The sequence below is a fragment of the Streptococcus sp. HMSC067H01 genome (assembly GCF_001814775.1).
Classification (GTDB): domain Bacteria; phylum Bacillota; class Bacilli; order Lactobacillales; family Streptococcaceae; genus Streptococcus.
In genome coordinates this window covers 71,942-93,558 of sequence record NZ_KV817803.1, presented here as the reverse complement: position 1 = coordinate 93,558, position 21,617 = coordinate 71,942, and the positions used below count along the sequence as shown (strand labels likewise).

The following is a 21,617-nucleotide window of genomic DNA, read 5'->3' as shown; positions in this document are numbered from 1 at the left end:
CCTAGTTTGCTCTTTGATTTTCATTGAGTATTACTTTAAATGAAAGAGGTGGAGAAAATGTAGGCAAATCTAAGTAAGTCTTTTAGAAACAATTATATTACATATTGAAAGAGAGAAAACAATGTTTAAAAGAACTTACAAACGCAATATTCCACTCCTAGCAGGTCTGGAATTTACATCTTATTTTGGAATTACCAGTTTTTGGATTCTATTTTTCATTCAGAATGGTCTTTCCTTGCTTCAAATCGGTCTCTTAGAAAGTATCTTTCATGGGACAAGTCTCTTGTGTGAGATCCCTTCTGGTATGTTGGCTGATCGATTTAGCTACAAGACCAATCTCTATTTGGCTCGCTTGGCTAGTATTGTATCCTCTATCTTGATTTTGTTTGGTCAGGGGAATTTTTGGATCTATGCTCTTGCCATGATGGTCAGTGCTTGGTCCTATAATTTTGACTCGGGAACCAGCACCGCTTTCTTATATGATTCTGCGGTAGAAGCGGGTCAAAAGGACCGATATCTTCAGATTTCTAGCTTTTTGTCTGGTGTGGCAGAAGTCACCCGAACCCTAGGTACAGTTGTCGCAGGCTTCTTTATTCACGGAGCATTGGCTTGGACCTATCTAATTGCTATTGGATTATCTTTTCTTTCTATAATCTTGATTTATTTTATGAAAGAACCAATGGCTAAGAGAGGAAGAAATGAAGTCTTAACCTTTAAAACGATTGTCCTGCAAGTTCGAAAAGAATGGCAGGAAAAACCAGTACTCTTTTACTGGATGATGACTTATCAACTAGTCGGGACACTCATGTGCATGTTTTACTTTTACTATCAGCAGAAAATAAGTGACTTAGTAGGATGGCAGGTATCGCTGGTCATGCTGATTGGTAGTGGCTTAAATCTTATAGCAGTTTATGTAGCTAGTCAAGTTGGGAAGAAATGGGATAGCAATCGAGTTTTTCCGACTCTTGTTGCACTAACGGGCTTGGCCTTGTTGTTGGTGTTTTCAGGAACCCCCTTTGCTTTTCTTCTTGTATATCTTTTAACCAATACACTTTATGCAGTTTATCAGCCTATCTATTTCAATGACTTACAAGGTTATTTACCTTCCAGTGTAAGAGCAACTATGCTTAGTATCAATTCCATGCTCTTTAGTCTTTCTATGATTGTCATTTTCCCATTGACAGGTTGGTTGATTGATCGTTGGGGTCTTGTAGCTGTCTTTTTAGTTCTAGGTTTTATCTTACTTTTAAGTTATCCTATATTAATAATCGGTCTGACAAGGATGGGCAAGCTATTAAATCAGGACTTGAAAACTGAATAAAGCACGAAACCCTATTTGCTCAAAGTAGTATCCTGTGGTACAATAACAAGAAGAAAAGGAGTAGAGCATGATTGATGTTGAAGAAATTCTAAGTAAGATGAATCCCAATCAAAAGATCAACTATGACCGTGTCATGCAAAAGATGGTCCAAGTTTGGGAAAAAAATGAAGAAAGACCAACTATTCTCATGCACGTCTGTTGTGCTCCCTGCAGTACCTACACTTTAGAGTACTTGACTAAGTATGCCGATGTGACCATTTATTTTGCTAATTCCAATATCCATCCCAAGGCAGAATATCATAAGCGTGCTTATGTGACCCAAAAGTTTGTCAGTGATTTTAATGAGCGAACTGGCAACAACGTCCAATACCTAGAAGCACCTTATGAACCCAATGAATACCGTAAACTGGTTCGAGGTTTGGAAGAAGAACCTGAAGGTGGCGATCGTTGCAAGGTTTGTTTTGACTATCGTTTGGACAAGACAGCGCAGGTGGCTATGGATTTGGGCTTTGATTACTTTGGCTCAGCCCTAACCATCAGTCCCCACAAAAATTCACAAACCATCAATAGTATCGGGATCGATGTGCAGAAAATCTACACCACGCATTATCTTCCGAGTGATTTCAAGAAGAATCAAGGCTACAAGCGTTCTGTAGAGATGTGTGAAGAATATGACATCTATCGCCAATGTTACTGTGGCTGTGTCTATGCAGCTCAAGCCCAGAATATCGACTTGGTACAGGTCAAGAAGGATGCAACAGCCTTTATGGTAGATAAGGATATCGAGAAAGATTATTCCCATATCAAATTTACCGTTACGAAATTAGATATTTAAAGGGAAACCTGCCTTAAGGCAGGTTTTTTGCTAGGAAAAGGTGATGGAGAGAAGTCGATGGACCGATCTATGAATTCCTAGTCCATGACTCGAGAGATTTCAATGAATCAGTTGAGACTTAAAACTTGTGGATGAAAAATGAAGTTTTGCTCAAAGGAGCTTTTGGGAATTTAGAAGACCCCAAAATAGTTCAATACTGTGGTAAAATTATTCTTTTTTGCATTTATACAACTTATTTTACACTACCTTTATTCTTGTGATATAATGTCAAATTATAGAGTGGAGGTCATTCAGAATGATTGATAAGGTAATTGAACAATATAAAAATCATGATAATCTTGATATTCGAGTAGAATTGCATAAGAAGTATTCAAAAAATAAACTGGGATTTAATAATTGGATATTTTCTAACTACCAAATCACTGATGAAGTAAAGGTTCTAGAATTAGGATGTGGTACAGGAGAACTGTGGAAAAGTAATAGTGATTCTATAGATAAAATGAAGCAGTTGGTTGTTACAGATTTTTCTAAAGATATGGTAAAAACAACGAAATCAGTGATTGGAAATAGAGACAATATCAACTATGAAATAATGGATATTCAAAAGATTTCTTTTGAGAATGAAACTTTTGATATTGTTATTGCTAATATGCTTCTACATCATGTGAATGATATTCCTATAGCTCTCTCTGAGGTGAATAGAGTCTTAAAAACAGGAGGCATTTTTTACTGTGCTACATTTGGTGAAAATGGGGTTGTAGATTATTTGGCAAGTTTATTTAAAGATGAAGTTGATCAAGATTTAGAAAATAAAACGTTTACTTTACAAAATGGTAAAAGGTACCTGAGTAGGTATTTTAACTCTGTCGATACATTACTCTATGATGATGAGTTACAGGTAACTAGAATAGATGACCTAGTTAAATACATCCAATCGTTTAAAGGAATTTCCGAAATAGGTTCACTAGAAGAGGAAATAATACGTAAAAGATTGGAAAGTGAGTTTAATAATGGTATGTTGATCATTCCTAAAGAATATGGTATGTTTATCGCTCGAAAAGAAAGTTAAGGGAACGAAAGTGTGAAAAATTACGGAGAAGCTTTTCGATATTTTAGAAAATTAAACGGATATTCTTTAGAGTATGCTGCAGCTGATTCTATATCAAAATCTCAACTTTCTAGATTTGAAAGGGGAGAAAATGAAATTTCTCTTTCAACGTTTTTTGAATTATTATCAAATATCAATGTTTCGATAGAGAATTTTTGTAATTATCTAGAAGATTATAAAAGATCAGAGCTTGATAATTTTTTGGTTAATTTATCTCCAAATTTTTATAGTTTGAATACTAAAGGATTGAAGGAAATAAAAAATGAGCAACAACAACTTTTTGAGAAGAGTGGGGAAAAAACTCATAAAATAAATACAATTATGGTTCAGGGATTATTAAATCAGATAGATTGTAATCATATAGTTAGTAGAGATGATCTAAATTTAGTATATGACTATTTATTCCAGAAGGAACGATGGGAGTCCTATGAGATAACGCTAATTGGCAATTTATATCATCTTTTTGAGATAGATTATATTTACAGGGTCGGAAAAGAAATACTAGAGCGTACACATTATTACGAAAAAATCGGCAAGAATAGACATTTAGTTGTGTCAGCTTGTTTAAATTTTTGGTTCTGTTGCCTTGAAAATTCACATCTAATATATGCAGACTACTTTGAAATGAAATTAAAAAAATTATTAAAAGATGACACAAAAGTTTTTGAAAAATCTACATTCAAATTTGTAGAAGGATATAAAATATACCTGACAGAATCTAAAGAATCTGGAATTAAGCAAATGCAAAATGTCATTAAATATTTTGAGTTTATTGAGTCTAAAAATATTGCTTTATATTTTCAAAAACGATTAAATGAGCTAGTAGATTAAATAGCATTTTCTCTGTTAAGTCATTTTTTCCAAAGATTGTTCTAAAGGATTGATGCTATGTAGAAAGACAATACTAAATATTTTGATAGGAAGGTGACCTGTATTTTTTATACCGATTATCTTCGTATTTTTTGTATTAAACGATAGAAGATTGTTCTTAACTTACAAGGAACAAAGAAATTAAAAAATATCAGTATATCTATTTGTTTTGTATATCACGTGAATTCTGCATAAATCTCTTTCTAGTAATGTATTGCAACTCTACTATAGCGTTTTTATTCTTTTTTTGTGTTTACACAACATATTTTACACAACCAAAAAAACAAGGTCAGGAACAAAATCCTGACCTTTGACAACTTTACCGATTCTTTAGTTCTACGTAGCGTTTGTACCAAATATTGACATAGGCTTCTGAGAAGGGGCCACGTTCATTGTTAATCCAATCAACAAGAATCTTGACATGCTCTTTCAAAATATAGTCTAAGTCAGAAGAATACTTCATTTTTCGCTTGTGTCGTTCATACTCCTCAACGTCCAAGAGGCGTTTCTCACCATCTGTAAAAACTTTAACATCCAAATCATAGTCAATGTACTTTAAAGCTTCTTCGTCTAGATAGTAAGGACTTGCCATATTGCAGTAGTAGGAAATACCATTATCACGAATCATAGCGATAATATTAAACCAATATTTCTTGTGAAAGTAAACAATAGCCGGTTCTCGAGTCACCCAACGACGACCGTCACTTTCGGTAACAAGTGTGTGGTCGTTGACGCCGATAATAGCGTTCTCTGTTGTTTTTAGTACCATGGTGTCTCGCCAAGTGCGGTGAAGACTCCCATCATGCTTATAACTTTGAATTGTAATAAAGTCGCCTTCTTTTGGAAGTTTCATAACTAACCAACTTTCTACAATTTATAAGTTTATCGTTTACTATTGTATCACATTTTTGTTTAAAGTTCTTAGTTTTTTTATGAAAAAATTAAAGATATTCTCTGAGAGCGCTGGCTATATCCGAAAAATCGTAACCTTTTCTAGCTAAAACTTGGGTCAAACGTTGTTTCAGTTCGTATCCTTCATACTTTCGTGAGTATTTTTGGTATTGTTTATCGAGCTCTTTAAAAATCAGCTCTTGGACAGTTTCTTCATCGACCTGGTTATCTAGTTGATCAAAGGCAGCCTTGGCTTCTGAGTAGGAAAACCCTTTGTTGGTCAGATTTTGGATAATCTTGTCCTGCAAGGCGCGGGCTGACAATTTTCCCTGATATTTTTTCAGTAGTTTTTCAGCTGTACGCTCTGCGACTTCCGTCATATCAAATTCTTGTAAGACTTCTTGGATGATAGACTTAGCAACCCCTTTTTGAGAAATCTTCTGCATCAGCATATAGCTTCCCTTATCTCCTGAAAGCTGATTGGAGTTGATAATAGCATAGGCATACTGACGGTCGTTAATCCAGTTGTCATTCTTTAGAGACTGAATGACTTGCTGAATGATTCTCTCATCAATCTCGTGTTTAACTAAATAGTCTCTGACTTCTTTTTCAGTGCGAGCCTTGAAGGATAAGTAGTAGAGGGCTAGATTCTTTCCGTAGGAGAATTGTGCAAAGGATTTAATCTCATTTAGTTCGTCAACTGAAATATCCTTTCCTTTTGTTAGCATGAAGCGAACAATGGTATCCTCGGTAATGTAGCAGGTTTGGTCGCTATCAAGTTCGAGCAGATAGAGTCTTTTTTTCTTTTCAAGTTTTGTGATTTTCATATTTTCCTCTTACCCAAATGCTTCAAAGGCAGCAACGAGTCGAAGTTTATTTACATCGACCTGTTCTCTCCCATAATAGTCAAGAAATAGTTCAGCGTATTTAGGGTCATGTAGGTTATAGTTGAGGGACCAAATCGCCCAAAAGAGATCGATATGTCGATCACTGAAATCAGCTAGGCCAAGGTCAATAAAGCAAGAGAAGTGGTCAGCATCTTTGAGAATAAAGTTTGGTAGACAGGCGTCTCCGTGAATGAAGGCATCTGTACTTAAAAGGTGTCCTTGTTCTTGGATGAGTTGGAAGGCCTCTTCGCGACTGCTAATCTGGAATTGGCGTAGGAGCGCCTTGGCATAGAACTCCCCTTTTTCATAGTTTTTAAAGGCTCTGTCTTTATAGGTCTGTAAATGATTTTCTGATGGAAAATTTTGTGGGTTTAAGCTGTGAAGTTTTTTAAGAGCCTCTGCCATTGTTCGGCAGATTTTTTCTGGCTGATCTAAAAAAGCGAGAGCATCATGGGCAATAGCCTCTTTAGTCAGGAGGTAGTCTTTATATTTAGATAGATAGTGGATGACTGGAGTTCCCAGTCCTTTGGTTTGAAACCACCTTGCAATGCTAGCTTCTCGCTCTAATCTTCCCTTTTGATCTATTTTTAAATAGTAACCCGAGTCAAGATAAAGGACCCTTGCGCCTGAATGAGAAGAGCTGTCAGAAAGGCTTGTCCCCTCTATATAAGTTCGTAATTGCTCAGGAAAATCCAATGAGGAAAAAGATATCTTTGTATTCATGATTTTATTGTAACATATTCTTAACCATTGAGAAACTACGTGGTATAATAGACTTATGAATCTAAAAGTCAAACAAAAAATTCCATTAAAAATCAAGCGCATGGGGATTAACGGGGAAGGTATCGGATTTTTCCAGAAAACCCTCGTTTTTGTTCCAGGTGCCCTCAAGGGAGAAGATATCTATTGTCAGGTGACTTCGGTTAAGCGTAACTTTGTTGAGGCTAAACTCCTTGAGGTCAATAAAAAATCTAAGTTTCGAGTGGTTCCAGACTGTACTATTTATAATGAGTGTGGAGGCTGTCAAATCATGCACCTGCATTACGACAAGCAGCTGGAGTTTAAGACGGACCTTCTCCATCAAGCTCTGAAAAAATTTGCGCCTGCAGGCTACGAAAACTATGAGATCAGACCAACTATTGGTATGCAGGAACCCAAGTATTATCGAGCTAAACTACAATTCCAAACTCGAAAGTTTAAGGGTCAAGTCAAGGCAGGTTTGTATGCTCAGAATTCTCACTACTTGGTTGAACTAAAAGACTGTCTGGTTCAAGACAAGGAAACGCAAGCTATTGCCAATCGCATTGCTGAACTCTTGACCTATCATCAAATTCCGATTACGGATGAACGGAAAATCCTTGGAGTTCGGACCTTCATGGTTCGTCGCGCACGGAAAACTGGGCAAGTTCAGATTATCATTGTGACCAATCGTCAATTAAATCTGACTCAATTTGTGAAAGACCTAGTCAAGGATTATCCTGAAGTAGTGACTGTCGCAGTCAATACCAATACTGCAAAAACCAGTGAGATTTATGGGGATAAGACAGAGATTATTTGGGGGCAGGATAGTATAAGCGAGGGTGTTCTTGATTATGAATTTTCTCTTTCACCTCGAGCTTTTTACCAGCTCAATCCTGAACAGACAGAAATTCTCTATAGTGAAGCCGTTAAGGCCTTGGACATAAATGAGAATGACCATCTGATTGATGCCTATTGTGGTGTTGGTACCATTGGTTTTGCCTTTGCTAAAAAAGTTAAAAGTTTGAGAGGAATGGATATTATTCCAGAAGCTATTGAGGATGCCAAAGAAAATGCCAAGCGCATGGGTTATACCAATACTCACTATGAAGCAGGAACTGCAGAAGAAATTATTCCTCGTTGGTACAAGGAAGGATACCGTGCCGATGCCTTGATTGTAGACCCGCCTCGTACCGGTTTAGATGACAAGCTCTTGGATACCATTGTCAAATATGCTCCTGAAAAGATGGTCTACATTTCCTGCAATGTATCTACCCTGGCGCGTGATTTAGTCCGCTTGGTTGAAGTCTATGACCTGCATTATATCCAGTCGGTTGATATGTTCCCGCACACGGCTAGGACAGAAGCAGTGGTCAAATTAACCAGGAAAAAGCCAGCTTCTAGATAAAAACGGCAACTGGAAAGTTTTTGAAAATAAGGCTTCTAGTTACAGAGTAAGATTTGCAAGCTATCTATAAATATGATAAAATAATAGAAAATAAAATGAAAAAAGAGGTATGTGAAATGTCACGTAAACCATTTATCGCTGGTAACTGGAAAATGAACAAAAACCCAGAAGAAGCAAAAGCATTTGTTGAAGCAGTAGCATCAAAACTTCCTTCAGCTGATCTTGTTGAAGCTGGTATCGCAGTTCCTGCACTTGACTTGACAACTGTACTTGCTGCAGCTAAAGGAACTAACCTTAAAGTTGCTGCTCAAAACTGCTACTTTGAAAACGCAGGTGCTTTCACAGGTGAAACTAGCCCACAAGTTTTGAAAGAAATCGGTACTGACTACGTTGTGATCGGTCACTCAGAACGCCGTGACTACTTCCACGAAACAGATGAAGACATCAACAAAAAAGCAAAAGCAATCTTTGCTAACGGTATGCTTCCAATCATCTGTTGTGGTGAGTCACTTGAAACTTACGAAGCTGGTAAAGCAGCAGAATTCGTAGGTGCTCAAGTATCTGCTGCTCTTGCTGGATTGACAGCTGAGCAAGTAGCTTCATCAGTTATCGCTTACGAGCCAATCTGGGCTATCGGTACTGGTAAATCTGCTTCACAAGATGACGCACAAAAAATGTGTAAAGTTGTTCGTGACGTTGTAGCAGCTGACTTTGGTCAAGAAGTAGCTGATAAAGTACGTGTTCAATACGGTGGTTCAGTTAAACCTGAAAACGTTGCAGAATACATGGCTTGTCCAGACGTTGACGGAGCTCTTGTTGGTGGTGCATCACTTGATCCAGAAAGCTTCTTGGCATTGCTTGAGTTTGTAAAATAAGCTTCAAATATCTGAGACAGACAGTTCCCTCCCTCGAGGTTAAGACTGCCTGTCTTCTTTTTAGTAAAAAGGCGTGCGTAAGCACGCTCTTTTCTGCATTTTGAATGAAAAAGAAAGGAGAATTATGCTTTATATTTGGTCTTATCTCAAACGTTATCCCAAGTGGCTACTATTAGACTTTCTCGGGGCGATTTTCTTTGTCATTGTCAATCTTGGGCTACCGACTGTTCTTGCTCGCATGATTGACCAGGGGATTAATCAAGGTAATGAAGAAAAGCTCTATTTTTGGGCTATCGTAATGTTGGTTATTATCGTCTTGGGAACATTTGGCCGGGTTGTTCTATCCTATGCTGCTAGTAAACTGACCACCAATATGGTTAAGGACATGCGAAATGATGTTTATGCTAAATTACAAGAGTATTCTCATCACGAATATGAACAAATTGGTGTTTCTTCATTGGTGACTCGTATTACCAGTGATGCCTTTGTTCTCATGCAGTTTGCAGAACAAACGCTTAAGTTGGGAGTTATCACACCCATGATGATGCTATCGAGTATTCTCATGATTTTCTTGACTAGTCCCTCACTAGCCTGGATTGTCGCTTTTTCTGTTCCTTTCCTAGCTGTAGTAGTCCTTTATGTGGCAGTGAAAACGCGCCCCTTATCTGAAAAACAACAGAAAACACTGGACAAGATAAATCAATATGTCCGTGAAAATTTGATGGGGCTTCGTGTCATTCGCGCTTTTGCTCGTGAGGAATTTCAAGAGCAACGTTTCGAAAAACAAAATGCAATCTATGCTGACAATTCGAACCGCTTATTTAAATTGACGGGTTTGACCGAACCTCTTTTTGTGCAAATCATTATCGCTATGATTGTAGCTATCGTTTGGTTTGCTCTAGATCCTCTCAAACAGGGAAGTTTGCAGATTGGGGATTTGGTGGCCTTTATCGAGTATAGTTTCCACGCTCTCTTGTCCTTCCTTTTCTTGTCAAACCTCTTTACCATGTACCCTAGAACGGCTGTATCCAGTGAACGCTTGAAGGAAATCATGGATATGCCGATTTCCATTGATCCAAATGAGGACGGAGTTCAAGAAACAGAAACCCATGGTTATCTAGAATTTGATAATGTAACCTTTGCCTATCCTGGCGAAACGGAAAGCCCTGTTTTGCATAATATTTCCTTTACTGCTAAACCGGGAGAAACCATTGCTTTTATTGGTTCGACTGGGTCAGGTAAGTCTACTCTAGTTCAGTTAATTCCACGTTTCTACGATGTTACACTGGGGAAAATTAAGGTCGATGGTGTTGATGTCCGGGATTACCGTCTCAAATCACTCCGCCAGAAAATTGGTTTTATTCCACAAAAAGCCTTGCTCTTTACAGGGACTATCGCAGATAATCTCCGTTACGGAAAAGAGGACGCCAGTCATGAGGACTTGCACCAAGCAGCTGATGTAGCCCAAGCCAAAGACTTTATCGAAAGTCGAGAAGAAGGTTTTGCAACTCATCTGGCTGAAGGGGGAAGCAATCTATCAGGTGGTCAAAAGCAACGCTTGTCGATTGCCCGCGCAGTCATCAAGGGTCCAGATATCTATATCTTTGATGATTCCTTCTCAGCCTTGGACTACCGTACAGATGCTATCTTGCGCCGTCGTCTCAAGGAAGTGACTCAAGATGCTACGGTATTGATTGTTGCGCAACGTGTTGGAACCATTATGGATGCGGACCAGATTATCGTCCTTGATAAGGGCGAAATCGTTGGTCGTGGCCGTCATGAAGAATTGATGGAAACCAATGACATCTATCGAGAAATTGCTGAGTCGCAGTTAAAAAATGCGTCTCTGACAGAAGAATAGGAGGTAAAGGATGAAACAACAATCTAGTCTAGCTCGTCTATGGAGCTATTTAAAAGCCTACCGCTTCTCTGTTTTCTTTGCAGTCTTCTTGAAAATAGTCAGCGTCATTATGAGTGTTATCGAGCCTTTCGTATTGGGACTTGCTATCACTGAGTTAACCAGCAATCTTCTTGCCATGGCAAATGGTGTTGCAGGAGCAGGGATTAATACTAGCTATATCGCAGTGATTCTGGTGATCTATCTCTTGCGTGGCCTTTTTTATGAGTTGGGTTCTTACTACTCAAACTATTTCATGACCAATGCGGTGCAGTCCATGATACAGGATTTGCGAAATGAAATGAGCGAAAAAATCAACCGCATCCCTGTGTCTTACTTTGACAAGCACCAATTTGGAGATTTGCTGGGACGTTTTACTAGTGATGTAGAGACCGTATCTAATGCACTCCAACAATCCTTCTTACAGATTGTTAATGCAGTCTTTACCATTATTTTTGTTATGGGAATGGTCCTCTATCTAAATCTTCAGCTGGCTATCATTGTTATCTTGTCGATTCCAGTGACTTATTTTGGAGCTAAAACGATTCTAAATCGTTCCCAGCCTTATTTTAAACAACAGGCAGCTATCTTGGGACGCATGAATGGATTTGTACAGGAAAACTTGACAGGTTTTAATGTTTTGAAGCTCTATGGACGTGAAGAAAACTCGCAGCAGGAATTTGCAGCTATTACAGATGAATTGCAACAGGTTGGTTTTAAGGCTAGCTTTATTTCAGGTTTGATGATGCCTGCTCTTCACATCGTGTCTGATTTAACTTACTTAATTGTAGCTGTCTTAGGTGGATTGCAGGTTATTGCAGGGCGCTTGACGATTGGTAACATGCAGGCCTTCGTTCAATATGTATGGCAAGTCAGCCAGCCGATCCAAAATATTACTCAATTAGCAGGACAAATGCAAAGTGCTAAGTCTTCGCTTGATCGCGTCTTCGAAGTTCTAGATGAACAGGAAGAAGTCCAAACTGCTGAAGTAAAAGACTTGGCACCATTGACAGGTCAAGTTAGTTTCAAAAATGTCGATTTCCAGTATGTAGAAAACAAACCATTGATTCGCAATTTTAACTTAGATGTTGAACCTGGAGAGATGGTAGCCATCGTAGGACCAACTGGAGCAGGTAAAACAACCTTGATTAACCTTCTCATGCGTTTTTACGATGTAACAGCTGGTGCTATTTTAGTGGATGGCCAAGATATTCGTGACTTGTCTCGTCAGGACTATCGTCGCCAGTTTGGCATGGTCTTACAGGATGCCTGGCTCTATGAAGGTAGCATCAAGGAAAATCTTCGCTTTGGAAATCTTGAGGCAACAGATGAAGAAATCGTTGAAGCTGCTAAGGCGGCCAATGTTGACCATTTTATCCGTACTCTTCCTGGTGGCTACAATATGGAAATGAACCAAGAGTCAAGTAATATTTCTCTTGGGCAAAAACAGTTGTTAACTATCGCGCGTGCCCTCTTGGCGGATCCTAAAATCTTAATTTTGGACGAAGCAACCTCATCAGTCGATACTCGTTTAGAACTCTTGATTCAAAAGGCCATGAAACGTTTGATGAAGGGGAGAACAAGTTTTGTTATCGCCCATCGACTTTCGACTATTCAGGAAGCTGATAAGATATTGGTGCTGAAAGATGGACAGATTATCGAACAAGGAAATCATGAAAGTCTCCTAGCTGCAAAAGGTTTCTATTATGACCTTTATCAAAGTCAATTCTCTGGTAAAGGCACAGAAAACAACTAAAAATTACAGTTTCCTATTCTTAAATTATCAGTCTATTAAGACTTTTCTCAGATAGTACACTTTCCTTGCTATCGTTTTCTGGGAGTGGTATACTTGTACTATAACCACTGATAAAGTGGCTATAAAAAATGAAAAGAGGTAAGAAATATGGTTGAATTGAAAAAAGATGCTTTAAAAGACGTAACAACATTATCTAAATCAGCGCCTGAAGCGCTAGCAAAAACAAAGGAAGTGCTTAACCAAGCAGTAGCAGACTTGTATGTGGCTCACATTGCCCTTCACCAAGTACACTGGTACATGCGTGGTCGTGGTTTCCAAGTATGGCATCCTAAGATGGATGAATACATGGACAGTCTAGATGCTTACCTTGATGAAATCAGCGAACGCTTGATCACTCTTGGTGGTAAACCTTATTCTACTTTGACAGAGTTTCTTCAACACAGTGAAATCGAAGAAGAAGAAGGAGAATTCCGTAACGTTGAAGAAAGCTTGGAGCGTGTTCTAGCTATTTATCGTTACCTTATCACTCTTTTCCAAAAAGCTTTGGATGTAACTGATGAAGAAGGCGATGATGTTTCTAATGACATTTTCGTTGGTGCTAAAGCGGAACTTGAAAAAACTGTTTGGATGCTTGCAGCTGAGTTGGGTCAAGCACCAGGTTTGTAAGAAACTACCTATAAACAACAATCCGTAGAAGTTTTCTACGGATTTTTCTATTTGGGTGGGCACCCCAAAACAGTCTTTTTTGAAGATTTTTGATAAAATAGAACTATCAATAAAAAGGATGAAAGCATGACAAAGAAAATCGTAGCCATTTGGGCTCAAGATGAAAAGGGTGTAATCGGAAAAGAGGATCGCTTGCCATGGCATTTGCCAGCAGAGTTAAAACATTTTAAAGAAACAACCTTGAATCATGCCATTTTAATGGGTCGTGTAACCTTTGATGGGATGGGGCGACGATTGCTTCCAGGACGTGAAACCTTGATTTTGACGCGTAATCTCGAAGAGTCAGTTGAGGGTGTTCTGGTCTTTCAAAATGTTGAGGATGTTTTAGACTGGTACCAACAGCAGGATAAGAATCTTTATATCATTGGTGGCAAGCAGATTTTTCAGCTGTTTGAACCTTATCTGGATGAGATTATCGTGACGCAAATTCATGCTCAAGTTGAGGGAGATACCTATTTCCCAGAGGATTTTGATTTGACTGCTTTTGAGACCGTTGCAAGCAAGTTCTATAGTAAAGATGAGAAAAATGCCTATGATTTTACCATCGAATACAGAAAGAGAAAGGAAGTCTAATGGAGCGTAGTATTTTTGGTTTTTTCACAGCTCTTTTGTGTGCTGTCTGTCTTGTGGCTGGAACACACGCTTTTCGTAAAAAGCGCTTTGGACTTGCTACTCTACTTTGGCTAAATGCTTTTACAAACTTGGTAAATAGTATTCATGCTTTTTATATGACCTTGTTTTAGATAGAATGAATGATTAGAAATGGAAGGAAATCATGCCGACGAATAGGAAAAATGATATGATGGTTTATTGCTCATTTTGTGGCAAGAGCCAAGATGAAGTACAAAAAATTATAGCAGGTAACAATGCTTTTATCTGTAATGAGTGTGTGGAGCTAGCTCAGGAGATTATCCGAGAAGAGTTGGCAGAGGAAGTATTGACAGATCTTTCAGAAGTTCCAAAACCAATTGAACTTCTCAATATTTTAAACCACTACGTTATAGGTCAAGATCGTGCTAAACGTGCCTTAGCTGTTGCGGTTTATAACCACTATAAACGCATCAATTTTCATGATAATCGCGAAGAGACAGAAGATGTTGACTTGCAAAAGTCAAACATTTTAATGATTGGTCCAACTGGTTCAGGAAAGACTTTCTTAGCTCAAACTCTTGCTAAAAGTTTGAATGTACCTTTTGCAATCGCTGACGCAACGGCTCTCACAGAAGCAGGCTATGTAGGTGAGGACGTTGAAAATATTCTCCTCAAACTCTTGCAAGCAGCTGACTTTAACATCGAACGTGCAGAACGTGGAATTATCTACGTAGACGAAATCGACAAGATTGCTAAGAAGAGTGAAAATGTTTCTATCACGCGTGATGTTTCTGGTGAAGGTGTGCAACAAGCCCTCCTCAAGATTATCGAAGGTACAGTAGCAAGTGTTCCTCCACAAGGTGGACGCAAACATCCACAACAAGAAATGATTCAAGTAGATACCAAGAATATCCTCTTTATCGTGGGTGGTGCCTTCGATGGAATCGAAGAAATTGTCAAACAGCGTCTTGGTGAAAAAGTTATCGGTTTCGGACAAAATAGTAAGGCTATTGACGAAAACAGTTCTTACATGCAAGAAATCATTGCAGAAGATATTCAAAAATTCGGTATAATTCCTGAGTTGATTGGACGCTTGCCTGTCTTTGCAGCCTTGGAGCAGTTGACAGTAGATGACTTGGTTCGCATTTTGAAAGAGCCAAGAAATGCCTTGGTTAAACAATACCAGACCTTGCTTTCATATGATGATGTTGAGCTTGAATTTGACGATGAGGCTCTCCAAGAGATTGCTAACAAAGCTATTGAACGTAAGACTGGTGCGCGTGGTCTTCGCTCAATCATCGAAGAAACCATGCTGGATGTTATGTTTGAAGTGCCAAGTCAAGAAAATGTGAAAACAGTTCGTATCACAAAAGAAGCCGTTAATGGAACAGCTAAGCCAATCCTAGAGACAGCCTAGAGGTGACTATGGAAATCAATACACACAATGCTGAAATTTTGCTGAGTGCAGCTAACAAATCTCACTATCCACAGGATGAACTTCCAGAAATTGCGCTCGCAGGACGTTCAAATGTTGGTAAATCAAGTTTTATCAATACCATGCTCAATCGTAAGAATCTAGCTCGTACTTCAGGAAAACCAGGAAAAACACAACTACTTAATTTCTTTAATATTGATGATAAGATGCGTTTTGTAGATGTACCTGGTTACGGTTATGCCCGTGTTTCCAAAAAGGAACGCGAAAAATGGGGTCGTATGATTGAGGAATATTTAACTACTCGAGAAAATCTTCGAGCAGTTGTCAGTCTTGTAGACCTTCGACATGATCCGTCAGCAGATGATGTACAGATGTACGAATTTCTTAAGTATTATGAGATTCCTGTCATCATTGTAGCGACAAAAGCAGACAAGATTCCGCGTGGTAAATGGAACAAGCACGAATCAGCTATTAAAAAGAAATTAAACTTTGATCCAAGTGATGACTTTATCCTCTTTTCATCCGTAACAAAAGCAGGAATGGACCAGGCTTGGGATGCTATTTTAGAAAAATTGTGAGGAATACATATGGCAAAAACAATTCATACAGATAAAGCTCCAAAGGCAATCGGACCTTACGTTCAAGGAAAAATCGTTGGCAATCTGTTGTTTGCTAGCGGTCAAGTTCCTTTATCTCCTGAAACTGGAGAAATCGTAGGAGAAACGATTCAAGAACAGACTGAACAAGTTTTGAAAAACATTGGCGCTATTTTGGCAGAAGCAGGCACAGATTTTGACCATGTTGTTAAAACAACTTGTTTCTTGAGTGATATGAACGACTTTGTACCCTTCAATGAGGTATACCAAACAGCCTTTAATAGGGAGTTTCCAGCTCGTTCAGCTGTAGAAGTAGCTCGTCTACCTCGCGATGTAAAAGTCGAAATTGAAGTCATCGCAGAGATTGGATAAGCGAGTTGAAGTTTGGTTCTTCCAAACTTCTTTTGATATAAGGAGACAATGATGACAAAGAAACAACTTCACCTGGTGATTGTAACAGGTATGAGTGGTGCAGGAAAAACTGTAGCTATTCAATCCTTCGAAGATTTAGGCTATTTTACCATTGATAATATGCCACCAGCCCTCTTACCAAAATTTTTGCAGTTGGTTGAGACTAAGGATGATGACCACAAATTAGCTTTGGTAGTGGATATGCGTAGCCGTTCCTTCTTTTCAGAGATTCAGGCTGTCTTGGATGAATTGGAAAATCAAGATGATTTGGACTTTAAAATTCTCTTTTTGGATGCAGCGGATAAGGAATTGGTGGCACGCTATAAGGAAACCAGAAGAAGTCACCCTCTGGCAGCAGATGGTCGTATTTTAGATGGGATTAAGTTGGAACGTGAACTCTTGGCTCCACTGAAAAATATGAGCCAAAATGTCGTTGATACTACTGAACTAACCCCTCGTGAACTTCGTAAGGCGATTGCAGAGCAATTTTCAGATCAAGAACAAGCTCAGTCCTTCCGTATTGAGGTCATGTCTTTTGGCTTTAAATACGGCATTCCCATTGATGCCGACTTAGTTTTTGATGTCCGTTTCCTCCCAAATCCCTACTATCTTCCAGAACTTCGTAATCAAACAGGTGAAGATCAAGCTGTTTACGACTATGTCATGAAACATGAAGAATCCGAAGACTTTTACCGTCACTTGTTGGCCTTAATTGAGCCAATTTTACCGGCTTATAAAAAAGAGGGCAAATCAGTTTTAACCATTGCTGTAGGTTGTACAGGTGGACAACACCGAAGTGTTGCATTTGCCAAACGCATAGCCAATGATTTGTCTAAGAATTGGTCTGTAAATGAAAGTCATCGTGATAAAGACCGAAGAAAGGAAACGGTAAACCGTTCATGAGAAAACCCAAAATTACGGTGATTGGTGGGGGAACTGGAATCCCCGTTATCTTAAAAAGTTTAAGGGAAAAGGATGTCGAGATCGCAGCGATTGTAACTGTTGCTGATGATGGAGGTTCTTCAGGTGAACTTCGTAAAAACATTCAACAGTTAACACCACCAGGTGATTTGCGTAATGTCCTTGTAGCCATGTCAGATATGCCAAAATTCTATGAAAAGGTCTTTCAATATCGTTTTTCTGAGGATGCAGGTGCCTTTGCTGGTCATCCATTAGGAAACATTATCATAGCTGGATTATCTGAAATGCAGGGTTCGACCTATAATGCCATGCAATTGCTGAGTAAATTTTTCCATACAACAGGCAAGATTTATCCATCTAGCGACCATCCCTTGACCCTCCATGCTGTCTTTAAAGATGGGACAGAGGTGGCTGGCGAGAGTCACATTGCTGATCATCCAGGCATGATTGATCATGTTTACGTCACTAATACGCTTGATGATGAGAAACCTGAAGCTAGCCGCCGGGTGGTTAACACTATTCTCGAAAGTGATATGATTGTCTTGGGACCAGGTTCACTCTTTACTTCGATTTTGCCTAATATTGTTATTGAAGAAATTGGTCAGGCGCTTCTGGAAACCAAGGCTGAAATTGCCTATGTCTGCAACATCATGACCCAGCGTGGAGAGACCGAGCATTTCACAGATAGTGATCACGTAGAAGTCCTGCATCGTCATTTGGGCCGTCCATTTATCGATACTGTCCTTGTTAATATCGAAAAGGTTCCGAGGGACTATATGGATACCAACCGTTTTGATGAATATTTGGTGCAGGTTGAGCATGATTTTGAAGGTTTGCGTAAGCAAGTCCCACGTGTCATTTCATCCAACTTTCTACGCTTGGAAAATGGAGGAGCCTTTCACGATGGTGATTTAATCGTAGATGAGCTCATGCGGATCATACAGGTGAGAAAATGAGTTTTACAGTAGCAGTAAAAGAAGAAATTTTGGGTCAGCACCATCTGAGTCGCCACGAACTATCTGCCATTATTAAGATGTCTGGTAGTATTGGTTTATCGAATTCTGGGTTGACCTTGTCCGTCATTACAGAAAATGCTAAGTTGGCTCGTCATCTCTATGAATCTTTTTTGCACTTCTATGAGATTAAATCAGAAATTCGTCACCATCAGAGGAGTAATCTTCGTAAAAATCGCGTCTATACTGTTTTTACGGATGAGCGAGTTCAAGAACTACTGAGTGATTTGCACTTGGCAGACTCCTTCTTTGGAATAGAGACAGGTATTGCACCTGAAATTCTAGCAGATGAGGAAGCAGGTCGTGCCTATCTCTGTGGAGCCTTTTTGGCAAACGGAAGTATTCGGGATCCAGACTCTGGTAAATATCAGCTTGAGATCAGCTCAGTCTATCTGGACCATGCCCAAGGGATTGCGGCGCTTCTTCAGCATTTCTTGTTGGATGCCAAGGTGATTGAACGAAAAAAAGGTGCAGTGACCTATCTTCAGCGTGCTGAGGATATCATGGACTTTCTCATAGTTATTGGAGCCATGCAGGCGCGTGATACTTTCGAAGGCATCAAAATTTTACGTGAAACCCGTAATGATCTCAATCGTGCTAATAATGCAGAGACGGCTAATATTGCTCGGACGGTTTCAGCAAGCATGAAAACCATCAACAATATCAGTAAAATCAAAGATAGAATTGGCTTGGATAATCTTCCAGCAGATTTGCAGGAAGTCGCCCGTCTGCGGATCCAGCACCCTGATTACTCTATCCAACGATTAGCAGATAGTCTCAGTAATCCCATGACCAAGAGTGGTGTCAACCACAGACTGAGAAAGATAAATAAAATTGCAGAGGAATTGTAAAATATAAGATATTGATATTCAAAAAAGATATATCGAGATTGATGTTTAAAAATTTTTAAAATAACCTCAAATTTAAAAAATTCTACTGAAGTTTCATTCAGTAGAATTTTCATTTTCAGAGGATTCGTTGTTTTAAGAGATTAAGGTTCTAGATAGAATTCTAAAAATTTCAAATTTTTATTTTTAATCTTCATTAAATTGCGTAGTTATAGTTTTTTAAAAAATTAATAGATAGTTATGTATTTTCTTTATAAAATCTTTAAATTTATATTTTATTATTGATGCGTAAATTTAAGGAGGATCAAAATGGAAAAAAATATTTTAGAGACACGGAATTTGTCAAAGAAATTTGGGAATCAACTTGTAGTGAATAATATTTCATTACAAGTGAAAGAGAATTGTATCTACGGATTACTTGGTCCAAATGGTGCTGGGAAATCAACTACACTAAAGATGATAACAGGAATGCTCCATAAATCGTCCGGAGATATTATATTTAATGATCATATATGGAGTAGAAAGGATCTCGAACAAATTGGTGCCTTGATAGAGTTACCTCCATTGTATGAGAACTTAAGTGCAAGAGAAAATTTAAAAGTAAGAACAATGTTACTTGGATTACCCGAATCAAGAATTGATGAAGTTCTACAAATCGTTGGTCTATCAAATACAGGTAAAAAAAGAAGTGGAAAATTTTCTTTGGGAATGAAACAACGATTAGGAATTGCAATAGCACTGTTAAATAATCCTAAATTATTAATTTTAGATGAACCAACCAATGGCTTAGATCCATTGGGAATTCAAGAATTAAGGGAGATGATTCTTGGCTTTCCAAAACAAGGCATTACAGTAATTCTATCCAGCCATAATATTTCCGAAGTTGAGCAAGTTGCAGATTATATCGGAATAATATGTGAAGGCGAATTAAAATACCAAGATATAAAAAACTCTCAAGAAAGTTTAGAAAATTTATTTTTGGAAGTAGTAAAGAAGGAGAATTAAAAATGATAAATTATATCCTTAGTGATTATTTAAAATATAAAAGAACTTTTTTAAAAAAAATAATCTATATAATACCTATATCTTTGATAATTCTTTCTTATATACTGGCACCACCATATTTTACAGTAGATTCATATAATTGGTGGTATACTATAATTATGCCAATTACTTATGCACTGATTCCTGCTTTAATGAATCGATACGAAGATAAAAAAATAAAATATAGGGCAGTTTATCCTCTAAGTATTGATTTAAGAAAGATTTGGATATCAAAAATTATTGTAGCAAGCTGTTTGATTCTGATGACAAGTTTGGTTCATTTGATAGCAGTTTTAATTGTGCAATTTATTTTTGGAAAACAAATATTTTTAAGCTATAGCTTTAGTACTTTATTAGTTTCGAGTATAGTATTAGTGGTATCAAGCATATGGCAAATTCCATTTTGCCTACTATTAGCTAAAAAGTTTGGTTTTTCTATTAGTCTTATGATAAATGGTTTACTAGGTATTGTACTTGGAATTATGTTTTCTGCTGGAGATTATTGGTTGTTTTCCCCATATAGTTGGAGTATAAGAGCTATGGTTCCAATGCTGAAAATTATGCCAAATGGACTACCAGCAGATGCAGGAAATATGATGTTAAACACATCAATTTTGCTTCCATGTATCTTCTCAATTCTGTTATTTCTTCTATTATCTTACTTATCATCTATTTGGTTTACAAAACAGGAGGTGGGATAGTGATAAATATTTTAAAGTCTGAACTATATAAGATAAAACATACTTGGTTACCCTGGTTATATCTGTTTCTCCCAATACTATTTGTGATTATGATATATGCTGGTTTTAAATTTACGAGCCTAAGTAGGTATTCAATTGAGGATGTCACATTAAATTATTTGATTACGTTAGGTGCATTGTTCCCGATTATTATTGGTTTTATTACTGCAAAGGTAATAGAAATGGAAGCAGAAGCAGGTTGCTTTCAGATAATGTTAATGGGTTCGCAATCAAGAACGAGTCTATATATTGGTAAGTTATTATCCTTATTGTTGTGTGCATCTCTATCACTTGTTTTACTCCAAAGTAGTTTTTTGATGTTTTTTAATTATCAAGAATTTTATGATTTGATATTGGAATTAGTCTTAATGATTATCGGAGTTGTTCCGTTATATTTAATACATCTGGTTATTAGCCTCAGATTTGGGAGTGGTGCCTCTATTGGTCTTGGTTTCTTTGAAACATTGATAGCTCTGCTTGCTGTTACAAGTATGGGGGATAAGATTTGGTATTACATACCAAGTTCTTGGTCTTCAAGACTTTGTGGTCTTTACTTTGTAGATAAAATATCTGGTGAAAACTTATTTTATTATGAATTTTTTAAGTGGTCTTTAGTTGCAACACCAATGATAGTTGTAATTTTATTTGTAAGTTTGATTTGGTTTAATAAATGGAACGGCAGAACTAATATGGAATAGAAATGAAG

At 37.9% G+C, this 21,617-nt stretch carries 23 protein-coding genes; 20 read left to right on the top strand and 3 right to left on the bottom strand.

Features of this window, described 5'->3' with window-relative positions; genetic code table 11:
* Nucleotides 1-121 precede the first annotated feature (121 nt).
* The 4 genes from HMPREF2987_RS06935 (at nucleotide 122) to HMPREF2987_RS06920 (ending at nucleotide 4,095) form a co-directional block, all read left to right on the top strand.
* Entirely contained in the window at nucleotides 122-1,321 is a 1,200-nt protein-coding gene (locus tag HMPREF2987_RS06935; RefSeq protein ID WP_075229900.1) for an MFS transporter, read from the top strand.
* Nucleotides 1,322-1,388: 67 nt separating this feature from the next.
* Nucleotides 1,389-2,156: an epoxyqueuosine reductase QueH gene (locus HMPREF2987_RS06930; protein WP_004252154.1), complete on the top strand. Its 768-nt coding sequence runs from the start codon at nucleotides 1,389-1,391 to the stop codon at nucleotides 2,154-2,156.
* Between the two features lie 295 nt (nucleotides 2,157-2,451).
* On the top strand, nucleotides 2,452-3,225 hold the full coding sequence (locus HMPREF2987_RS06925) for a class I SAM-dependent methyltransferase (protein ID WP_075229899.1): 774 nt from the start codon (nucleotides 2,452-2,454) through the stop codon (nucleotides 3,223-3,225).
* Between the two features lie 12 nt (nucleotides 3,226-3,237).
* Nucleotides 3,238-4,095, top strand: coding sequence for an Rgg/GadR/MutR family transcriptional regulator (locus HMPREF2987_RS06920; protein ID WP_075229898.1), 858 nt, complete (start codon nucleotides 3,238-3,240; stop codon nucleotides 4,093-4,095).
* Between the two features lie 358 nt (nucleotides 4,096-4,453).
* On the opposite strand, the gene HMPREF2987_RS06915 is transcribed toward HMPREF2987_RS06920, so the two are convergent.
* The 3 genes from HMPREF2987_RS06915 to HMPREF2987_RS06905 form a co-directional block, all read right to left on the bottom strand.
* Nucleotides 4,454-4,987 carry a nucleoside tri-diphosphate phosphatase gene (locus HMPREF2987_RS06915; protein WP_049504712.1) on the bottom strand — a complete coding sequence of 178 codons (534 nt, stop codon included), beginning with the start codon at nucleotides 4,985-4,987 and terminating at the stop codon, nucleotides 4,454-4,456.
* An 88-nt stretch (nucleotides 4,988-5,075) separates the two neighbouring features.
* Entirely contained in the window at nucleotides 5,076-5,852 is a 777-nt protein-coding gene (gene recX / locus HMPREF2987_RS06910; RefSeq protein WP_075229897.1) for a recombination regulator RecX, read from the bottom strand.
* A 9-nt stretch (nucleotides 5,853-5,861) separates the two neighbouring features.
* On the bottom strand, nucleotides 5,862-6,635 hold the full coding sequence (locus tag HMPREF2987_RS06905; protein ID WP_075229896.1) for an aminoglycoside 3'-phosphotransferase: 774 nt from the start codon (nucleotides 6,633-6,635) through the stop codon (nucleotides 5,862-5,864).
* Nucleotides 6,636-6,690: 55 nt separating this feature from the next.
* Here HMPREF2987_RS06905 and rlmD point away from each other — a divergent pair, with 55 nt between their 5' ends.
* From rlmD to HMPREF2987_RS06830, 16 genes are all read left to right on the top strand, one after another.
* The gene (gene rlmD, locus HMPREF2987_RS06900; RefSeq protein ID WP_075229895.1) at nucleotides 6,691-8,058 is read left to right on the top strand and encodes a 23S rRNA (uracil(1939)-C(5))-methyltransferase RlmD; all 1,368 of its coding nucleotides are present in this window, start codon (nucleotides 6,691-6,693) and stop codon (nucleotides 8,056-8,058) included.
* 116 nt (nucleotides 8,059-8,174) lie between these two features.
* The gene (gene tpiA / locus HMPREF2987_RS06895; RefSeq protein ID WP_075229894.1) at nucleotides 8,175-8,933 is read left to right on the top strand and encodes a triose-phosphate isomerase; all 759 of its coding nucleotides are present in this window, start codon (nucleotides 8,175-8,177) and stop codon (nucleotides 8,931-8,933) included.
* Nucleotides 8,934-9,057: 124 nt separating this feature from the next.
* Entirely contained in the window at nucleotides 9,058-10,794 is a 1,737-nt protein-coding gene (locus HMPREF2987_RS06890) for an ABC transporter ATP-binding protein (RefSeq protein WP_075229893.1), read from the top strand.
* 10 nt (nucleotides 10,795-10,804) lie between these two features.
* On the top strand, nucleotides 10,805-12,586 hold the full coding sequence (locus HMPREF2987_RS06885; RefSeq protein ID WP_075229892.1) for an ABC transporter ATP-binding protein: 1,782 nt from the start codon (nucleotides 10,805-10,807) through the stop codon (nucleotides 12,584-12,586).
* A 147-nt stretch (nucleotides 12,587-12,733) separates the two neighbouring features.
* Nucleotides 12,734-13,252, top strand: a complete 519-nt coding sequence (locus tag HMPREF2987_RS06880) for a Dps family protein (RefSeq protein WP_075229891.1) — start codon at nucleotides 12,734-12,736, stop codon at nucleotides 13,250-13,252.
* Nucleotides 13,253-13,378: 126 nt separating this feature from the next.
* Nucleotides 13,379-13,885 (top strand): dihydrofolate reductase, encoded by a 507-nt coding sequence (locus HMPREF2987_RS06875; RefSeq protein ID WP_075229890.1) that lies wholly within the window; start codon nucleotides 13,379-13,381, stop codon nucleotides 13,883-13,885.
* The gene (locus HMPREF2987_RS10780) at nucleotides 13,885-14,055 is read left to right on the top strand and encodes a hypothetical protein (RefSeq protein WP_000442255.1); all 171 of its coding nucleotides are present in this window, start codon (nucleotides 13,885-13,887) and stop codon (nucleotides 14,053-14,055) included. Before HMPREF2987_RS06875 ends, HMPREF2987_RS10780 begins: the two co-directional genes overlap by 1 nt.
* A 32-nt stretch (nucleotides 14,056-14,087) precedes the next feature.
* Nucleotides 14,088-15,320 (top strand): ATP-dependent Clp protease ATP-binding subunit ClpX, encoded by a 1,233-nt coding sequence (clpX, locus tag HMPREF2987_RS06870; RefSeq protein ID WP_075229889.1) that lies wholly within the window; start codon nucleotides 14,088-14,090, stop codon nucleotides 15,318-15,320.
* An 8-nt stretch (nucleotides 15,321-15,328) separates the two neighbouring features.
* Entirely contained in the window at nucleotides 15,329-15,916 is a 588-nt protein-coding gene (gene yihA, locus HMPREF2987_RS06865) for a ribosome biogenesis GTP-binding protein YihA/YsxC (protein WP_049494688.1), read from the top strand.
* Nucleotides 15,917-15,925: 9 nt separating this feature from the next.
* Complete coding sequence (locus HMPREF2987_RS06860; protein WP_075229888.1) at nucleotides 15,926-16,306, top strand: RidA family protein; 381 nt, start codon at nucleotides 15,926-15,928, stop codon at nucleotides 16,304-16,306.
* A gap of 51 nt (nucleotides 16,307-16,357) precedes the next feature.
* A complete protein-coding gene (gene rapZ / locus HMPREF2987_RS06855) occupies nucleotides 16,358-17,248 on the top strand; it encodes an RNase adapter RapZ (protein ID WP_075229887.1) in 891 nt (296 codons plus the stop codon).
* Entirely contained in the window at nucleotides 17,245-18,222 is a 978-nt protein-coding gene (locus HMPREF2987_RS06850; protein ID WP_075229886.1) for a YvcK family protein, read from the top strand. Before rapZ ends, HMPREF2987_RS06850 begins: the two co-directional genes overlap by 4 nt.
* Entirely contained in the window at nucleotides 18,219-19,130 is a 912-nt protein-coding gene (gene whiA / locus HMPREF2987_RS06845; protein WP_075229885.1) for a DNA-binding protein WhiA, read from the top strand. Before HMPREF2987_RS06850 ends, whiA begins: the two co-directional genes overlap by 4 nt.
* Before the next feature lie 306 nt (nucleotides 19,131-19,436).
* Nucleotides 19,437-20,132 (top strand): lantibiotic protection ABC transporter ATP-binding protein, encoded by a 696-nt coding sequence (locus tag HMPREF2987_RS06840; protein WP_075229884.1) that lies wholly within the window; start codon nucleotides 19,437-19,439, stop codon nucleotides 20,130-20,132.
* 2 nt (nucleotides 20,133-20,134) lie between these two features.
* On the top strand, nucleotides 20,135-20,872 hold the full coding sequence (locus HMPREF2987_RS06835) for a lantibiotic immunity ABC transporter MutE/EpiE family permease subunit (protein ID WP_075229883.1): 738 nt from the start codon (nucleotides 20,135-20,137) through the stop codon (nucleotides 20,870-20,872).
* The gene (locus tag HMPREF2987_RS06830; RefSeq protein WP_075229882.1) at nucleotides 20,872-21,609 is read left to right on the top strand and encodes a lantibiotic immunity ABC transporter MutG family permease subunit; all 738 of its coding nucleotides are present in this window, start codon (nucleotides 20,872-20,874) and stop codon (nucleotides 21,607-21,609) included. The genes HMPREF2987_RS06835 and HMPREF2987_RS06830 overlap by 1 nt, the downstream gene beginning before the upstream one ends.
* Nucleotides 21,610-21,617 lie beyond the last annotated feature (8 nt).

Excerpts from the sequence above, each read along its gene's own strand:
- tpiA (WP_075229894.1), top strand. The coding sequence starts at position 8,175 with ATGTCACGTAAACCATTTATCGCTGGTAACTGGAAAATGAACAAAAAC.
- HMPREF2987_RS06875 (WP_075229890.1), top strand. The coding sequence starts at position 13,379 with ATGACAAAGAAAATCGTAGCCATTTGGGCTCAAGATGAAAAGGGTGTA.
- HMPREF2987_RS06880 (WP_075229891.1), top strand. The coding sequence starts at position 12,734 with ATGGTTGAATTGAAAAAAGATGCTTTAAAAGACGTAACAACATTATCT.
- yihA (WP_049494688.1), top strand. The coding sequence starts at position 15,329 with ATGGAAATCAATACACACAATGCTGAAATTTTGCTGAGTGCAGCTAAC.
- HMPREF2987_RS06935 (WP_075229900.1), top strand. The coding sequence starts at position 122 with ATGTTTAAAAGAACTTACAAACGCAATATTCCACTCCTAGCAGGTCTG.
- recX (WP_075229897.1), bottom strand. The coding sequence starts at position 5,852 with ATGAAAATCACAAAACTTGAAAAGAAAAAAAGACTCTATCTGCTCGAA.
- HMPREF2987_RS10780 (WP_000442255.1), top strand. The coding sequence starts at position 13,885 with ATGGAGCGTAGTATTTTTGGTTTTTTCACAGCTCTTTTGTGTGCTGTC.
- HMPREF2987_RS06915 (WP_049504712.1), bottom strand. The coding sequence starts at position 4,987 with ATGAAACTTCCAAAAGAAGGCGACTTTATTACAATTCAAAGTTATAAG.
- HMPREF2987_RS06840 (WP_075229884.1), top strand. The coding sequence starts at position 19,437 with ATGGAAAAAAATATTTTAGAGACACGGAATTTGTCAAAGAAATTTGGG.
- HMPREF2987_RS06850 (WP_075229886.1), top strand. The coding sequence starts at position 17,245 with ATGAGAAAACCCAAAATTACGGTGATTGGTGGGGGAACTGGAATCCCC.
- HMPREF2987_RS06835 (WP_075229883.1), top strand. The coding sequence starts at position 20,135 with ATGATAAATTATATCCTTAGTGATTATTTAAAATATAAAAGAACTTTT.
- HMPREF2987_RS06860 (WP_075229888.1), top strand. The coding sequence starts at position 15,926 with ATGGCAAAAACAATTCATACAGATAAAGCTCCAAAGGCAATCGGACCT.
- HMPREF2987_RS06890 (WP_075229893.1), top strand. The coding sequence starts at position 9,058 with ATGCTTTATATTTGGTCTTATCTCAAACGTTATCCCAAGTGGCTACTA.
- clpX (WP_075229889.1), top strand. The coding sequence starts at position 14,088 with ATGCCGACGAATAGGAAAAATGATATGATGGTTTATTGCTCATTTTGT.
- HMPREF2987_RS06905 (WP_075229896.1), bottom strand. The coding sequence starts at position 6,635 with ATGAATACAAAGATATCTTTTTCCTCATTGGATTTTCCTGAGCAATTA.
- rlmD (WP_075229895.1), top strand. The coding sequence starts at position 6,691 with ATGAATCTAAAAGTCAAACAAAAAATTCCATTAAAAATCAAGCGCATG.
- HMPREF2987_RS06885 (WP_075229892.1), top strand. The coding sequence starts at position 10,805 with ATGAAACAACAATCTAGTCTAGCTCGTCTATGGAGCTATTTAAAAGCC.
- whiA (WP_075229885.1), top strand. The coding sequence starts at position 18,219 with ATGAGTTTTACAGTAGCAGTAAAAGAAGAAATTTTGGGTCAGCACCAT.
- rapZ (WP_075229887.1), top strand. The coding sequence starts at position 16,358 with ATGACAAAGAAACAACTTCACCTGGTGATTGTAACAGGTATGAGTGGT.
- HMPREF2987_RS06930 (WP_004252154.1), top strand. The coding sequence starts at position 1,389 with ATGATTGATGTTGAAGAAATTCTAAGTAAGATGAATCCCAATCAAAAG.
- HMPREF2987_RS06925 (WP_075229899.1), top strand. The coding sequence starts at position 2,452 with ATGATTGATAAGGTAATTGAACAATATAAAAATCATGATAATCTTGAT.